Origin of the sequence: Enterobacter sp. NFIX59 (genome assembly GCF_900113755.1) — a bacterium.
In the GTDB taxonomy this organism is placed as follows: domain Bacteria; phylum Pseudomonadota; class Gammaproteobacteria; order Enterobacterales; family Enterobacteriaceae; genus Enterobacter; species Enterobacter pseudoroggenkampii.
On sequence record NZ_FOQN01000009.1, the window covers coordinates 21,796 to 36,239 of the forward strand.

The following is a 14,444-nucleotide window of genomic DNA, read 5'->3' on the forward strand; positions in this document are numbered from 1 at the left end:
GAGTTATAATGGTTCAGGAATTAATGTCTACCGTGATCATTACCCTGGCGGCCACCGCCACTTTTCGAACCACCATTACCTTTTGATGAACCACCGCTTTTACCACCAACGTTAACCGAGCAACCACCGCTAAAGGATGTGCTTTCAGAGTGAGAACCATCTTTGTTAGTGGTGCTGGTGTGAGAATAGCTGCCATTACAACCAGCGCTACCACCACCGAACATCCCACCAATCGCACTACCGATAGAACCCCACATTCCTGCACCGCTGACGTTACTTAATTCACTTTCATTGAGTTCACGCATTATTAATTTTCCTTGCAATAGTGAGCAAAAGGTATACCCATAATATCCATAGACTTTTTCCATACCATTTCACCATCCGTGAATGAAATGTTTTTTACGCCAAAACGCGTAAAATCCTTTTCGCTGTACGTCGACAGACCTGTGTCTGGATCACCAATATTTTCTTTTTGCCCGCAAAGTGGCATCATCCATGACACATTTATATCTTTGTAGAATGCTTTATCCGTTTTTCTTATTTCTGAGAAAATGCGATCTGTTATCGCTGTGTCTGTATTGATTTCTCCGTTAACCGTAGTTGTTAACTTATTGTCATCAGAATTAGGCGACCCATGGAAACCAATAATGGAACCATAGTTGATGATTTTGTTTTTTGCCGCTGGGAAAAGATAGTTAGCACAGGAAGAAAGGCATAATCGCCTGACCTCAATGTTAATTTCTTTATCATGAATAACTTGTGCTATTTTTATTGCAGTTTCGACATCGCCACCACCACTGTTTATGGATATCGTTCTGACAGGGATAAGGTTTTTCCTGATAAGCCCCACAATGATTTTGTCATCATCTTTGGATATGTTTCCGTCGATATATAACGTATCAAAAACGAGGTGGGTTGAAAGTTTTGGTTCAAGCCCTTGCTTCACAATCAGTTGGCTAGAGAGTTGATATAAAATATCTCTGCTGGCTTTTTTAAATCGGTAGGCATTGTATGAATAAATAGCGAATGCGCAGAGTATTGCTATTAATACGGCACTGAGGACGTATCCCTTTTTAATCTTCACGAAAGTGCAGCTCCATGTGTAAAGTAATGTAAACTTAGCATTATAAAAAAGAAGATAAATAGAGTATTTGTATCTAAATGTAAATTTAAGTAAAGTAAACTTGTTGCAATTTCTCGCAAAGCCGCGAGAAATGGGATTGCCATGGAAAAAACTGGGGGAATATGGTGATGAGAAAAAGCTTATGGAAGCGTTTTTCTATAATTTTTTGCAAAATGAACTAAAACGTATATCTTCGCAAAAACGCACTTAAATAAAACTCATCCCAGCCTATCGCCCGAAAGCCAATATCATTTTCCCGGGCTAAATTTTTGTTCTTCATACTGCTCCCTCTCAGCTGAATCTCGTGCATAGCCAAACTTTATCTTTCCCGCTACAGTTACCTCTCCACGGCGAGCAGGAGATAAACATGCTTTATATCTTTGATTTAGGAAACGTCATCGTCGATATCGATTTTAATCGCGTGTTGGGTGCATGGAGCGACTTTAGCCGCGTGCCGCTGGCAACGTTAAAGCAAAATTTCGCGATGGGCGAGACCTTCCATCAGCATGAACGCGGCGAGATCGGTGATGAGGAATTCGCGGAACGTTTCTGTCAGGAGATGGATCTACCGTTAAGCTACGAGCAGTTTTCCCACGGCTGGCAGGCGGTATTTGTCGCCATTCGGCCTGAGGTGATAGACATCATGCACAAACTGCGCGAGCAGGGGCATCGGGTCGTTGTGCTATCAAATACCAACCGTCTGCACACGACGTTCTGGCCTGAGGAATACCCTGAAGTTAAGGCGGCGGCAGATAAGATCTATCTTTCGCAGGAGATGGGTATGCGTAAGCCTGAAGCGCGAATTTACCAGGCTGTTCTGCAGTCAGAGGGATTCACCGCGGCCGATGCGGTCTTTTTTGATGACAACGCCGATAATATAGAGGGAGCTAATCAGTTGGGTATCACGTCAATTCTGGTGACCGGAAAAGAGACGATACCAAACTACTTCGCGAAGCAGCTATGCTAAAAACCGTTCATCAAAAAGCCACGCACCATACTCGCCCGCTGCGGGCCTGGCTGAAACTGCTCTGGCACCGTATTGATGAGGACAATATGACCACGCTGGCGGGTAACCTCGCCTACGTGTCGTTGCTCTCATTAGTACCGCTGGTGGCGGTTATCTTTGCCCTGTTTTCCGCCTTTCCGATGTTTGCGGACGTCAGCCTGCAGCTTCGTCATTTTGTCTTCGCGAATTTCATTCCTGCAACCGGGGATGTCATCCAGAACTACATTGAGCAGTTTGTCGCCAATTCCAGCAAGATGACGGCTGTGGGGGCATGCGGGCTTATCGTCACCGCGCTGCTGTTGATGTACGCCATCGATAACGCGCTGAACACGATCTGGCGGAGCAAAAAAGCGCGGCCAAAGGTCTATTCCTTTGCCGTATACTGGATGATCCTCACGCTGGGGCCGCTGCTGGCCGGGGCGAGCCTGGCGATCAGTTCGTATCTCCTTTCCTTGCGCTGGGCGAGTGATTTAAACGGCGTAATTGATAATGCGCTTCGCATCTTTCCGTTGATCCTGTCGTGGCTCTCGTTCTGGCTGCTCTATAGCGTCGTACCGACCACGCGCGTGCCTAACCGTGATGCTGTCGTGGGGGCGCTGGTGGCGGCGTTGCTCTTTGAGCTCGGTAAGAAAGGGTTTGCCCTCTACATCACCATGTTTCCGTCCTATCAGCTGATTTATGGCGTGCTGGCGGTGATCCCCATTTTATTTGTCTGGGTCTACTGGACCTGGTGTATCGTCTTGCTTGGTGCCGAAATAACTGTCACTCTCGGTGTATACCGCGAACTTAAAAAAGCAGCAGCAGCTGAAAAACAACAAGAAGCAGACCAACCATGATTGCATTGATACAGCGCGTAACCCGTGCCAGCGTCACCGTGGAGGGAGAGGTGACGGGTGAAATTGGCCCAGGACTTTTGGTGTTGTTAGGTGTCGAAAAGGATGACGACGAACAAAAAGCCAACCGCTTATGTGAGCGCGTGCTGGGCTACCGTATTTTCAGCGATGCGGAAGGCAAGATGAACCTGAACGTTCAGCAGGCAGGCGGCAGCGTGCTGGTGGTTTCCCAGTTTACGCTGGCAGCGGATACCGAGCGCGGCATGCGCCCGAGTTTCTCTAAAGGCGCCGCGCCGGATCGTGCAGAAGCACTTTACGAGTACTTTGTTGAGCGTTGTCGCCAGCAGGAAATGAATACGCAAACCGGACGATTCGCTGCAGATATGCAGGTGTCGCTGGTGAACGATGGCCCCGTCACATTCTGGCTCCAGGTATGAGCATACTTACGGCATGGCCGCGGGTAACAAGAGAGAGTACAGCTATGTATCACCTTCGAGTACCGCAAACGGAAGAAGAGTTAGACGCTTATTACCAGTTCCGCTGGGAAATGCTGCGCAAGCCACTGCATCAGCCAAAAGGCTCTGAACGCGACGCCTGGGACGCGATGGCCCACCATCAGATGGTGATGGACGAAGAGGGTAACCTCGTCGCCGTAGGGCGTTTGTATATCAACGCCGATAACGAAGCGTCTATTCGCTTTATGGCGGTTCATCCCTCCGTGCAGGACAAAGGTCTGGGTACGCTAATGGCGATGACCCTGGAATCCGTCGCCCGTCAGGAAGGCGTTAAGCGCGTCACCTGTAGCGCCCGCGAAGATGCCGTTGAGTTCTTCGCTAAACTCGGTTTTGTGAATCAGGGGGAAATCACGACCCCGCAAACCACGCCGATTCGTCATTTTTTGATGATCAAACCCATCGCCACGCTGGACGATATTCTGCATCGCGCCGACTGGTGCGGACAGCTCCAGCAGGCCTGGTATCAGCACATTCCGCTCAGTGAAAAAATGGGCGTGCGCATACAGCAGTACACCGGACAAAAATTTATTACCACCATGCCGGAAACCGGCAATCAGAACCCGCACCACACGCTGTTTGCCGGCAGCCTGTTCTCACTGGCCACGCTCACCGGCTGGGGACTGATCTGGCTGATGCTGCGCGAGCGCCATCTGGGCGGCACCATCATTCTGGCCGATGCTCACATCCGCTATAGTGCACCGATCAGCGGCAAGCCGAGCGCGGTGGCCGATCTGGGGTCACTGGGCGGCGATCTGGACCGTCTGGCACGTGGCCGCAAGGCTCGCGTCCAAATGCAGGTTGAACTGTTTGGCGATAAAACACCGGGCGCGGTGTTTGAAGGCACCTATATCGTTCTTCCGGCGAAGCCCTTCGGCGCGTATGAAGAGGGTGGGAACGAGGAGGAGTAATCTCCTGTTCACTCTTACCGGGCGTGCTGAATTCGCCCGGCGATATCCCGCATAACATCTCGCGCTGACTGGCTGATGCCGCCAAGCTGAAAGAAGCCATGGATGACGCCCAGCCAGCGCTGAGCGGTACACTTCACACCCTGCTCAGTCAGATGCTGATACAACATTTCTCCCTCATCGCACAGCGGATCGTACTCTGCGGTAATGATGTGCACTGGCGGAAGCCCGTAAAAATCATCGCGCCACATCGGGCTCGCTTCGGGATGCTGACGGTCAGTTTCTGCGAGATACATTTCATACCCGCTGAGCAGAGTATCCCGGGTGATAACGTAATCCGTGCCATTGAGGGCATAGCTTTCAAAACTGGCGGTGGCGTCGAGCATGGGGTAGATAAGAATAAGCTGTGCGGGTTTCCATCGCCCTTTCGCGTTGAGCCGCAATGACGTTACCAGCGCAAGATGTCCCCCCGCGCTGTCTCCACAAAGGGTGAGCCGGTTCCTGTCGACGCCTAATTTGTCCGCATATTGCCATACCAGCTCAGCACCTCTTTCCGCATCGTCATGTGCGGCGGGGAAAGTATGCTCCGGCGCCAGCCTGTACTGAATCGCAATCACCCGACAATTGCCGTAGCAGGCTAACTGACGGAGTTGGTTGTCATGGGTATCAAAGCCGCCGCTGATAAAGCATCCGCCGTGGTAGTAGATGGCAGCAGGCAATATTTCAGGTGCATTGAGAGGTGAAAATACCCGAATGGTAAGACCCTCAAGAACAAGCGTCTCCACCTGAACGCGCGTTTCTGTCTCCCCGGCAAGCCCCGTGCTGGCAATATAGCCTGCTCGTCGCACCTCAATGCTCTGGCGACGTGACGAGGGTCGCCCTGCAGCGATAAATCCCTGAACCAGCTGTGCAATACCCTGTTCCAGCGCCATGAAAATTCCCTTTTACTGTATGGATGAACAGTTTTATAGCCTGGTTTGATTCAAAAGAAAACAAGAATATTGTTGAGGGCAACAAGCTGGAAAGCGCCTCGCAAAGGCGATAACGCGTCTCTCAACGAGAATGGAGGGTATCTGGCATGAAAGGCGGCGGGTCTTGCTGTCGAATTACAGGCCGGGCAAGCACGCGCTGCCCGGCACTGTCACAGGGAATTACTCCCCTTCACCCGGAAACAGGAACGGGTTGATTGAGCTGCGGGCAAAGCCCTCCTGCTCCATCTTCGCGTCCAGAATCAGCGAGGCAAGATCGTCGGCCACCGCTTCGACTTTCGGGTCTTTTTCCTGATACAGAATCTTCAGGTAAGTGCCGCAGTCGCCGCAGCTTTCGGCTTTCACCGCCGCGTCTTCATTTTCCAGCGACCAGTAGTTCAGATCGCGGGTCTGCTCGCAGTTGCTGCACTTGATGCGCACCACGTGCCACTCGGTTTCACACAGGTTGCAGTGCAGGTAGCGCAGCCCCTGCGTGGTGCCGATTTGCACCATGCTGGAGACCGGCATAGAGCCGCAGACCGGGCAGAACTGGCGCGCCTCGCCGTATTCGGCGCGCGCTTTACCCGGGATCAGGCTCGCCATTTGCGCCCAGTAAAGCGACAGCGCAGCCCAGATAAACGGCGCTTTATCGCTACTGACCAGCGAGAAGTCAGAGGCAAACAGCGCGCTCGCCATCTCTTCCAGCTCTTGTTCGGACGCTTTTTCCAGATTCTCAATGACCGCCAGCGCGGTACCGCTCATCTCCGGCTTCAGCTCGGCAATGAGCGAATGCAGCAGCTTCTGCCAGTGCTTATCGCGCGGCAGGACGTGAATGTCCAGCGGTGGCTTGCCCTGCGCGTTGGCTTCTTTGATGCGCGCGGTCAGGTCCATTTGCAGGGGATGGTCGTACAGCACCACTTCCTGCGCGTGGGCGACCAGCGCGGCGAAGCGCAGAAAATCGCCCAGCGGGTTGTTCTCTGCCAGCTCGCGCAGACGCTCTGCGCGGCGGTTGTAGAGGTTCTTGAGTCTGGGGAATAACAACGGCGGAATATAATCCGCCGTGCGTTTCTCGCTCGACCCCAGCTCATCTTGCGGGATTATGCGAATACTCATTCAGATGACTTTTCCTGTTTCTGGCGGACTTCACGGTACCAGCGCGGGTGATGCTTCTTCGCCCACGTACTGGTTACCCATCCTTCCACCATCGCGGTAATGGTGCCTTTCACCCAAAGGGCGGCGTAGATATGCACCATGATAACCACAATTAACGCCACTGCGGCAAATGAATGCAGCATCAGCGCGAATCGGATCACCGGGATTGAGAAAGCAGGCGCAAAGTACGGACGCCAGATGATCACGCCGCTCACCAGCAACAGGACCAGGAAGATAATCGCCGCCCAGAATACGCATTTCTGGCCGAAGTTATAACGCCCGGTATCACCCACTTCCTCGTTGACGACGATCTTACGAATATTCTTCGCCCAAAAGATATCATCCCGATTGATTAGGTTATGGTGCCAGTAGCGGAAAAACATGATGATGAACGACGCGAACATAATGACGCCCACAAACGGGTGCAGGATGCGCGCCAGCTGTGGTGTCCCCATGATCTGCATCAGCCAGTTGAAGGACGGGAAGAAGAACCCCAGCCCGCTTATCGCCGCCAGCATGAAGCAGAAGGCGGTGACCCAGTGGTTGATGCGTTCCGGCGCGGTGTAGCGCACGATGGTGTCACGTTTTCTCATTTGCGCACCTCGTCTTTCTCTTCATGCAGGTTGTCGTCTTCCTCTTCCGCGCGGTTCGGACCAACGCCGACGTAGTGGAAGATGCTCGCTGCGAAGGTGGCAGCAAAGCCCACCGCTGCCAGCGGTTTCCAGATGCCTTTCCAGAACTTCACGGTGGCGCTGATTTCCGGGTTCTCCGGCAGGCCGTGATACAGGTTCGGCTTGTCGGCGTGGTGCAGCACGTACATCACGTGCGTACCGCCAACCCCGGCCGGATCGTACAGGCCCGCGTTGTCGTAACCACGGGTCTTCAGCTCGCCCACGCGTTCTGCCGCCAGCGTTTTCATATCCTCTTTGGAGCCAAAGTGGATCGCGCCGGTTGGGCAGGTCTTCACGCATGCAGGCTCCTGGCCGACGGTAACGCGGTCCACGCACAGGGTGCATTTGTAGACGCGGTTGTCTTCCGGGTTCAGGCGCGGTACGTCGAACGGACAGCCCGCGATGCAGTAGCCGCAGCCGATGCACTGTTCGGACTGGAAGTCGACGATGCCGTTGGCATACTGAATGATAGCCCCTTCTGACGGACATGCCTTCAGGCAGCCCGGATCCGCACAGTGCATACAGCCGTCTTTGCGGATAAGCCATTCCAGTTTGTCGTTCTGCTCCACTTCCGAGAAACGCATCACCGTCCAGGACTTGGCGGTCAGGTCTGCCGGGTTGTCGTACACCCCGACGTTGTGACCCACTTCGTCACGCAGGTCGTTCCACTCAGAGCAGGCCACCTGACAAGCTTTACAGCCGATACAGGTCGTCACGTCGATAAGCTTCGCCACTTCCTGCTGGTGGTCCCGCGCCTGAGGCGCGGGCGTGAAACCGTTAGTCGCGGAACGACGGATAATGTCTTGAGATTGATAAGCCATAAGTCGTCTCCGTTACACCTTTTCCACGTTCACGAGGAAGGCCTTAAACTCCGGCGTCTGCGTGTTCGCATCACCGACGAACGGCGTCAGGGTGTTCGCAATGAACCCTTTCTTCGCCACGCCCTCATAACCCCAGTGAATCGGAATACCGATGGTATCCACCTGCTGACCGTGAACGTTCAGCGTGCGAATACGCTTGGTCACCACCGCCTTGGCTTTAATGTAGCCGCGGTTAGAGGAGACCTTCACGGTATCGCCATGGGCAATCCCGAGCTTGTTCGCCAGCTTCTCGCCGATCTCCACAAACTGTTCCGGCTGCGCGATGGCGTTAAGCAGCGCGTGCTTGGTCCAGTAGTGGAAGTGCTCGGTCAGACGGTAGGTGGTGCCCACGTACGGGAACTTGTCTTTTTTACCCAGCGCTTCGAAATCGCCCTTAAAGATACGGGCTGCCGGGTTAGAGACCACGTTCGGGTGCAGCGGGTTGGTGCCCAGCGGCGTCTCAAACGGCTCGTAGTGTTCCGGGAACGGACCTTCCGCCATCTTATCGATAGCAAACAGACGTCCCATCCCTTCAGGCTGCATGATAAACGGCCCAACGTCGCTGCCCGGTGCGGCAGTGCTGTAGTCCGGAATATCCACGCCGCCCCATTTCGCGCCGTCCCACTTCAGAAGCTGACGCTTCGGATCCCACGGGTTGCCCTGTGGGTCAGCGGATGCGCGGTTATAGAGGATGCGGCGGTTAAGCGGCCATGCCCATGCCCAGCCCAGCGTATTGCCGAGGCCCGACGGATCGGCGTTATCGCGGTTGGCCATCTGGTTGCCCTTCGGCGTCCAGCTACCGGCAAAGATCCAGCAGCCGCTGGAGGTCGTGCCGTCATCGCGCAGGTGCGCGAAGGTGCTGAGCTGATCGCCTTTCTTCGCCAGCACGGTACCGGTGGCCGGGTCGATAACGTCCGCCAGCGCCTTACCGTTGCTCTCCATCGCCACTTCTTCTGGCGCAGGGTTTTCCGGCGTCGAGTAGTTCCAGGTCATGTTCAGGACCGGTTCCGGGTTCGCGCCGCCTTCTTCCGCGTACATCTTACGCAGGCGCAAGAAGATTCCGGCCAGGATCTCGCCGTCGTTCATGGCGATGCCCGGGGCGTCCGCGCCTTTCCAGTGCCACTGCAGCCAGCGTCCAGAGTTAACGATAGACCCGTTCTCTTCCGCGAAGCAGGTAGACGGCAGACGGAACACTTCGGTCTGAATCTTCGACGGATCGACGTCGTTCGATTCACCGTGATTCTGCCAGAAGGTCGAGGTCTCGGTATTGAGCGGGTCAATCGTCACCAGGAACTTCAGCTTCGACAGAGACTCAACAACCTTGTTCTTGTTCGGGAACGAGGCCACCGGGTTAAAGCCCTGGCACAGATAGCCGTTCACTTTGCCCTGGTGCATCATCTCGAAATACTGCAGAACGTCGTAGCCTTTGTCCCACTTCGGCAGCCAGTCAAAGCCCCAGCTGTTTTCCGCCGTCGCTTTATCGCCGAAGAAGGCTTTCATCATGGAGACGAAGAACTTCGGATAGTTGCCCCAGTAGTTTACCTGGCCTTCGAGCAGCGGTTTCGGCGTACTGGCCGTCAGGTAGGTTTGCAGGTCGGTCTGTTTTTCGCTTGGCAGGTTCATGTAACCCGGCAGGCTTTGAGACAGCAGGCCGAGGTCGGTCAGACCCTGAATGTTGGAGTGACCGCGCAGGGCGTTCACGCCGCCGCCTGCCATCCCCATGTTGCCGAGCAGCAGCTGAACCATCGCCATGGTGCGGATGTTCTGCGCGCCGATGGAGTGTTGCGTCCAGCCGAGGGCGTACAGGAACGACGCGGTTTTATCTTTCGCGCTGGTTTCGGCGATCAGCTCGCACACCTTCAGGAAGTCCGCCTTCGGCGTACCACAGATGTTTTCGACAACTTCCGGCGTGTAGCGGGAGACGTGCTCTTTCAGCAGGTTCCACACGCAGCGCGGGTGTTGCAGGGTGGTGTCGCGCTTCGCAAAGCCTTTCTCATCCAGCTCGTAGTTCCAGCTGGTTTTATCGTATTTGCGTTTTTCGGCGTCGTAACCGCTGAACAGGCCATCTTCGAAGTGGTAATCCTCACGCACGATCAGGCTGGCGTTGGTATAGGCTTCGGTGTATTCGCGGTTGTATTTTTCGTTGGTCATCAGGTACAGCAATACGCCTGACAGGAAAGTGATGTCAGTACCTGAACGAATAGGGGTGTAGAAATCCGCCACTGACGCAGTACGCGTAAAGCGGGGATCGATCACAATCAGTTTCGCACCGTTGTGGATTTTGGCTTCCATAGCCCAGCGGAACCCGACAGGGTGCGCTTCAGCGGCGTTACCGCCCATCACCACAATGAGGTTGGCGTTCTTGATGTCGACCCAGTGGTTGGTCATCGCACCGCGACCAAATGTTGGAGCAAGACTTGCTACCGTTGGTCCGTGTCAGACACGCGCCTGGTTGTCGACCGCGAGCATACCGAGTGCGCGCGTAAATTTCTGGGTTAAATAACCGGTTTCGTTGCTGGAAGCAGAGGCACACAGCATCCCGGTGGAGAGCCAGCGGTTGACCGTAACGCCGTCGGCGTTCTTCTCAACAAAGTTGGCATCGCGGTCTTCTTTAATGTGTTTTGCGATGCGATCAAACGCCTCTTCCCAGCTGATTTGCTGCCATTTGTCGGAGCCAGGCGCGCGATATTCAGGGAATTTGAGGCGGCTTTCGGAGTGGATAAAGTCCACCAGACCGGCCCCTTTCGGGCACAATGCGCCGCGGTTGACCGGATGATCCGGGTCGCCTTCGATATGGAAAATAGACGCTTTGGCGTTTTTAGCACCGTCGCCGAGGCTATACATTAACAGCCCGCAACCGACAGAGCAGTACGTACAGGTATTACGGGTTTCACGGGTGCGCAGCAGTTTATACTGCCGCGTTTCCGCCAGCGCTACGCCGGGCGCAAAGCCCAGTGCCGCTGCCGTGGTGCCTGCCATACCGCCAGCGCAGATCTTAAAGAACTGCCTTCTGCTGACCTGCATGGGTCACTCCTTGTTTCGACATTGCTTACATATGTAGTTTTGACTTCGCGGTTGAAGAATGACCGCAAAGGAGAAAAATTTGCGTTAATCCCTCAATTCCACGAGGGATATCATCAGAATACCACATTGTCGGTACCGCTGTTCTAATGGCGTTAATACAAAGTGAACGTATTATCACCATGTTGATTATAAAGTGTGATATTGATCACATTAACAGCTCTGCATGTTAAAGCGGTGTAGCCGGTGGCAGGTTGCACCCCTGCTAAATGAGTAGGAGAATGGTTGTCGAAAAGTTGATCCATACTATGCGTAACGCCTGTGGATTATGCTGCAATAGCAGGCTCACCTCCGTGGTTGTTCAGGAATACCGCTGTGTCTAAACAAAACCGTGCTCCCCACTCGTCACCACTGCCTGCGGGCATTGTGGAACTGTCGGTACACAGACCGCCCCACATCACCCATGCCACGCCGGATTTTCTGGCGGAAGAAGTGCCCGTTGCGCTCGTTTACAACGGTATCTCGCATGTCGTGATGATGGCTTCGCCAAAAGATCTTGAGCTGTTCGCCATCGGTTTTTCCCTCTCGGAAGGCATCATCGAGCATCCGCAAGACATCTACGGCATGGACGTGGTGCAGGCCTGCAACGGTCTCGAAGTGCAAATCGAACTCTCCAGCCGCCGCTTTATGGGGCTGAAAGAGCGCCGCCGCGCGCTGGCCGGGCGTACCGGCTGCGGCGTCTGTGGCGTTGAGCAACTCAATGATATTGGTAAACCCGTTGCGCCATTGTCGTTTACTCAGACCTTTAATCTGGCTCACCTCGACCATGCGCTTGAGCACCTGAACGATGTACAGCCCATCGGCCAGCTGAGCGGCTGTACGCACGCGGCGGCATGGGTGTTGCCGTCGGGAGAGATTGCCGGTGGGCATGAGGACGTTGGCCGCCATGTGGCGCTGGATAAGCTGCTGGGGCGCCGGGCGCGTGAAAGTGAGGTCTGGCAGCAGGGTGCGGCACTCGTTTCCAGCCGGGCCAGCTATGAGATGGTGCAAAAATCCGCGATGTGCGGTGTGGAAATTCTGTTTGCGGTCTCAGCCGCAACGACGCTGGCGGTGGAGGTGGCGGAGCGCTGTAACCTGACGCTGGTGGGCTTCTGCAAGCCGGGAAGGGCAACCATTTATACCCATCCACAGCGATTAATACTCAATCAATAATTTTGAATGATAATAGCAAATCCTTCCGCTTTTAGTTGTTCATGATGAGGTCTAGTATTTATCTCATCAAGGCACGGTGCCTTACCTAAACAACTTAATGAAAGGGTTTATATTATGAAAAGCATCAAAACTTTTGTCGCTGTAATCGCTCTGGCTACTTCTTTCGGTTCTTTCGCTGCTCAGACCGTGACCGCAACCGCGTCAACCATTGACGGCGCAGAAGCGAAAATCGCGGCTCAGGCTCAGGAAGCCGGCGCGTCATCTTACAAAATTACCCAGGCGTTCTCAGGTAACCGCGTACACATGACCGCTGAACTGACGAAATAAGCTGTCACTCCGTCGAAAGAGCGCCCCCGGGGCGCTTTTTTAGTTTATGCCCGCCACGCGCAGCAGCGCGGTTACCACTGCCGCCGCCACGATCACCACAATTAACGGCATCTTTCTCCAGGCCAGAAACACCGCAAACGCCACGCCCAGCACGCGCGCCATACCGGCAAAATGTTCGCCTTCATAAAACGTGGTCGCCAGCGCCACGGAAAAAAGCAGCACTGTTGCCGCGTCCGAAAGCAGCGCCTGAGAGCGTTCTGACAGTGCCAGCCTGCTGCCCAGTTTCGCCCCGCCAAGACGCATCAGATACGTTCCCGCAGACAAAATGGCGATGCCGAGAATAAAAAACGTCATATTTCCCATTATTTTTTCCTCGCAGCAAGACCCAGTAAAGAGAGCAGCACCGGTAATCCTACCGGGGCAAACGGCACGGCAGCCAGTGATAGCGCGGCACCGCTGCAGGCGCGGATTAGCGTGGTACGGTTTTTAAATGCGGGAACTACCAGTGCCAGTAATATGGCCGGGAATACCGCATCCAGGCCGATGGTTTCCGGGTCAGGTAACAGTTTGCCAACCATGGCACCCAGCAGCGCGCCGAGCGGCCAGACGATGGCGACGCCTAAGCCGCACAGCCAGTAGGCGGCCTTACGCTGCTCGGCGGTTTTTTGCGACAGGCCAAACACCACGCTTTCGTCGTTCATAATGTGGCAACCCAACAGGCTCAGACCGCGCTTGCCTACCAGTTCACGAACCGTCACGCCAAACGGCACGTGCCGCGCGTTGACCAGCAACCCCGCGGCGGCGGCCGCCAGCGGGTTACCGCCGCTTGCCACAATGCCGATAAACATAAACTCTGACGCGCCCGCGAGTACGGTGATGGAGAGTACAAACGGTACCCAGACCGGGAAACCGTAGGCCATCGCCAGGGAGCCGTAGGACATCCCGACCACGCCCACCGCGAGGCAGACCAGGATAATTGCTTTTATGGTGTCGCCTTTCAGGCAAGAGAGATGATGCTTCATACAATTTTAGCCATATCGAACGTGTATCCATTATAATGAACGCAACGAAACTGATTTTCAAGACGAACGATTCGTTCGTTTTATAGAACAAGAGGCCGTTATATGACGCAGCCGATCAGCCTGATCGCCAAAAGTCTGGTGCGAGAACGCCTGCGAACCGGGCTTTCACTGGCGGAAATTGCCCGCCGTGCCGGGATCGCAAAATCCACCCTTTCCCAGCTGGAGTCCGGCAACGGTAACCCTAGCCTGGAAACGCTGTGGTCGCTTTGCGTGGCGCTGGATATTCCTTTCGCCCGCCTGCTTGAGCCGCAGTTGCCGACCACACAGGTGATCCGCCGCGGTGAAGGGACGAAAGTGGTCGCCGGACAGGCTAATTACGAGGCTATTTTACTGGCCGCATGCCCCCCCGGCGCGCGCCGCGATGTTTATCTTCTGATGACCCAGCCGGGTGCAGACCGTATTTCACAGCCGCATCCGCCGGGCTCGGTTGAGCATATCATTGTCACGCAGGGACGGGCGCTGGTTGGCCTGCTTGACGCGGCGGAAGAGCTCGGCGCAGGGGATTACATTTGTTATCCCGCCGACCAGCCGCACATCTTTAAAGCCCTGGAGCCAGACACTTACGCGCTGCTGGTGGCGGAACAAAACTAACCCGACAATGCTGTCGTCTTCGCGGCAGCATCTTCCGTTAACCTCCTGAGTGAATTACCCATTTTAGCTTTTGTCAGAATGTGAATAACCTTATAAAAACTACGGCATTGATAATCATTTTCAATATCATTTAATTAACTATAATGAACCAACTGCTTACGCGGCATTAACAGCTGTG

The 14,444-nt window shown here is 54.5% G+C and carries 16 protein-coding genes; 7 read left to right on the forward strand and 9 right to left on the reverse strand.

What is annotated here, in order from left to right:
- Positions 1-20: 20 nt before the first annotated feature.
- Positions 21-305 (reverse strand): hypothetical protein, encoded by a 285-nt coding sequence (locus BM007_RS23135; RefSeq protein ID WP_023309759.1) that lies wholly within the window; start codon positions 303-305, stop codon positions 21-23.
- Between the two features lie 2 nt (positions 306-307).
- Positions 308-1,084: a hypothetical protein gene (locus BM007_RS21115; RefSeq protein ID WP_048989737.1), complete on the reverse strand. Its 777-nt coding sequence runs from the start codon at positions 1,082-1,084 to the stop codon at positions 308-310.
- 406 nt (positions 1,085-1,490) lie between these two features.
- Here BM007_RS21115 and yihX point away from each other — a divergent pair, with 406 nt between their 5' ends.
- Genes yihX through fabY form a run of 4 tightly spaced genes read left to right on the forward strand, consistent with a single transcriptional unit; the run spans position 1,491 to position 4,385 of the window.
- Entirely contained in the window at positions 1,491-2,090 is a 600-nt protein-coding gene (gene yihX / locus BM007_RS21120; RefSeq protein WP_090420827.1) for a glucose-1-phosphatase, read from the forward strand.
- Positions 2,084-2,965, forward strand: coding sequence for a virulence factor BrkB family protein (locus BM007_RS21125; protein ID WP_032648442.1), 882 nt, complete (start codon positions 2,084-2,086; stop codon positions 2,963-2,965). The genes yihX and BM007_RS21125 overlap by 7 nt, the downstream gene beginning before the upstream one ends.
- Positions 2,962-3,399 carry a D-aminoacyl-tRNA deacylase gene (gene dtd, locus BM007_RS21130; protein WP_008501836.1) on the forward strand — a complete coding sequence of 146 codons (438 nt, stop codon included), beginning with the start codon at positions 2,962-2,964 and terminating at the stop codon, positions 3,397-3,399. Before BM007_RS21125 ends, dtd begins: the two co-directional genes overlap by 4 nt.
- 44 nt (positions 3,400-3,443) lie before the next feature.
- Positions 3,444-4,385: a fatty acid biosynthesis protein FabY gene (gene fabY, locus BM007_RS21135; protein ID WP_023309755.1), complete on the forward strand. Its 942-nt coding sequence runs from the start codon at positions 3,444-3,446 to the stop codon at positions 4,383-4,385.
- Positions 4,386-4,399: 14 nt separating this feature from the next.
- Here fabY and BM007_RS21140 read toward each other — a convergent pair whose 3' ends face one another.
- From BM007_RS21140 to fdnG, 5 genes are all read right to left on the reverse strand, one after another.
- Complete coding sequence (locus BM007_RS21140; protein ID WP_090420834.1) at positions 4,400-5,314, reverse strand: alpha/beta hydrolase; 915 nt, start codon at positions 5,312-5,314, stop codon at positions 4,400-4,402.
- Positions 5,315-5,533: 219 nt separating this feature from the next.
- Entirely contained in the window at positions 5,534-6,463 is a 930-nt protein-coding gene (gene fdhE, locus BM007_RS21145; RefSeq protein WP_008501833.1) for a formate dehydrogenase accessory protein FdhE, read from the reverse strand.
- Positions 6,460-7,095 (reverse strand): formate dehydrogenase cytochrome b556 subunit, encoded by a 636-nt coding sequence (gene fdoI, locus BM007_RS21150; protein WP_008501832.1) that lies wholly within the window; start codon positions 7,093-7,095, stop codon positions 6,460-6,462. Before fdoI ends, fdhE begins: the two co-directional genes overlap by 4 nt.
- Positions 7,092-7,994, reverse strand: coding sequence for a formate dehydrogenase subunit beta (gene fdxH, locus BM007_RS21155; RefSeq protein ID WP_008501831.1), 903 nt, complete (start codon positions 7,992-7,994; stop codon positions 7,092-7,094). Before fdxH ends, fdoI begins: the two co-directional genes overlap by 4 nt.
- Before the next feature lie 12 nt (positions 7,995-8,006).
- Complete coding sequence (gene fdnG / locus BM007_RS21160) at positions 8,007-11,057, reverse strand: formate dehydrogenase-N subunit alpha (protein ID WP_090420837.1); 3,051 nt, start codon at positions 11,055-11,057, stop codon at positions 8,007-8,009.
- 372 nt (positions 11,058-11,429) lie between these two features.
- On the opposite strand from fdnG, the gene fdhD reads away from it, so the two are divergent.
- Both fdhD and BM007_RS21170 read left to right on the forward strand, forming a co-directional pair.
- Positions 11,430-12,266, forward strand: a complete 837-nt coding sequence (gene fdhD, locus BM007_RS21165) for a formate dehydrogenase accessory sulfurtransferase FdhD (protein WP_090420841.1) — start codon at positions 11,430-11,432, stop codon at positions 12,264-12,266.
- Positions 12,267-12,380: 114 nt separating this feature from the next.
- Entirely contained in the window at positions 12,381-12,593 is a 213-nt protein-coding gene (locus BM007_RS21170) for a YdgH/BhsA/McbA family protein (protein ID WP_023309747.1), read from the forward strand.
- Between the two features lie 39 nt (positions 12,594-12,632).
- Here the strand turns inward: BM007_RS21170 and BM007_RS21175 are convergent, their stop codons facing one another.
- Entirely contained in the window at positions 12,633-12,956 is a 324-nt protein-coding gene (locus BM007_RS21175) for an AzlD domain-containing protein (protein ID WP_024909205.1), read from the reverse strand.
- Positions 12,956-13,615: an AzlC family ABC transporter permease gene (locus BM007_RS21180; RefSeq protein WP_023333870.1), complete on the reverse strand. Its 660-nt coding sequence runs from the start codon at positions 13,613-13,615 to the stop codon at positions 12,956-12,958. Before BM007_RS21180 ends, BM007_RS21175 begins: the two co-directional genes overlap by 1 nt.
- A gap of 102 nt (positions 13,616-13,717) precedes the next feature.
- On the opposite strand from BM007_RS21180, the gene BM007_RS21185 reads away from it, so the two are divergent.
- Entirely contained in the window at positions 13,718-14,266 is a 549-nt protein-coding gene (locus BM007_RS21185; RefSeq protein ID WP_023309744.1) for a helix-turn-helix domain-containing protein, read from the forward strand.
- Positions 14,267-14,444 lie beyond the last annotated feature (178 nt).

Excerpts from the sequence above, each read along its gene's own strand:
- BM007_RS23135 (WP_023309759.1), bottom strand. The coding sequence starts at position 305 with ATGCGTGAACTCAATGAAAGTGAATTAAGTAACGTCAGCGGTGCAGGA.
- yihX (WP_090420827.1), top strand. The coding sequence starts at position 1,491 with ATGCTTTATATCTTTGATTTAGGAAACGTCATCGTCGATATCGATTTT.
- BM007_RS21125 (WP_032648442.1), top strand. The coding sequence starts at position 2,084 with ATGCTAAAAACCGTTCATCAAAAAGCCACGCACCATACTCGCCCGCTG.
- dtd (WP_008501836.1), top strand. The coding sequence starts at position 2,962 with ATGATTGCATTGATACAGCGCGTAACCCGTGCCAGCGTCACCGTGGAG.
- fabY (WP_023309755.1), top strand. The coding sequence starts at position 3,444 with ATGTATCACCTTCGAGTACCGCAAACGGAAGAAGAGTTAGACGCTTAT.
- BM007_RS21140 (WP_090420834.1), bottom strand. The coding sequence starts at position 5,314 with ATGGCGCTGGAACAGGGTATTGCACAGCTGGTTCAGGGATTTATCGCT.
- fdhE (WP_008501833.1), bottom strand. The coding sequence starts at position 6,463 with ATGAGTATTCGCATAATCCCGCAAGATGAGCTGGGGTCGAGCGAGAAA.
- fdoI (WP_008501832.1), bottom strand. The coding sequence starts at position 7,095 with ATGAGAAAACGTGACACCATCGTGCGCTACACCGCGCCGGAACGCATC.
- fdxH (WP_008501831.1), bottom strand. The coding sequence starts at position 7,994 with ATGGCTTATCAATCTCAAGACATTATCCGTCGTTCCGCGACTAACGGT.
- BM007_RS21170 (WP_023309747.1), top strand. The coding sequence starts at position 12,381 with ATGAAAAGCATCAAAACTTTTGTCGCTGTAATCGCTCTGGCTACTTCT.
- BM007_RS21175 (WP_024909205.1), bottom strand. The coding sequence starts at position 12,956 with ATGGGAAATATGACGTTTTTTATTCTCGGCATCGCCATTTTGTCTGCG.
- BM007_RS21180 (WP_023333870.1), bottom strand. The coding sequence starts at position 13,615 with ATGAAGCATCATCTCTCTTGCCTGAAAGGCGACACCATAAAAGCAATT.
- BM007_RS21185 (WP_023309744.1), top strand. The coding sequence starts at position 13,718 with ATGACGCAGCCGATCAGCCTGATCGCCAAAAGTCTGGTGCGAGAACGC.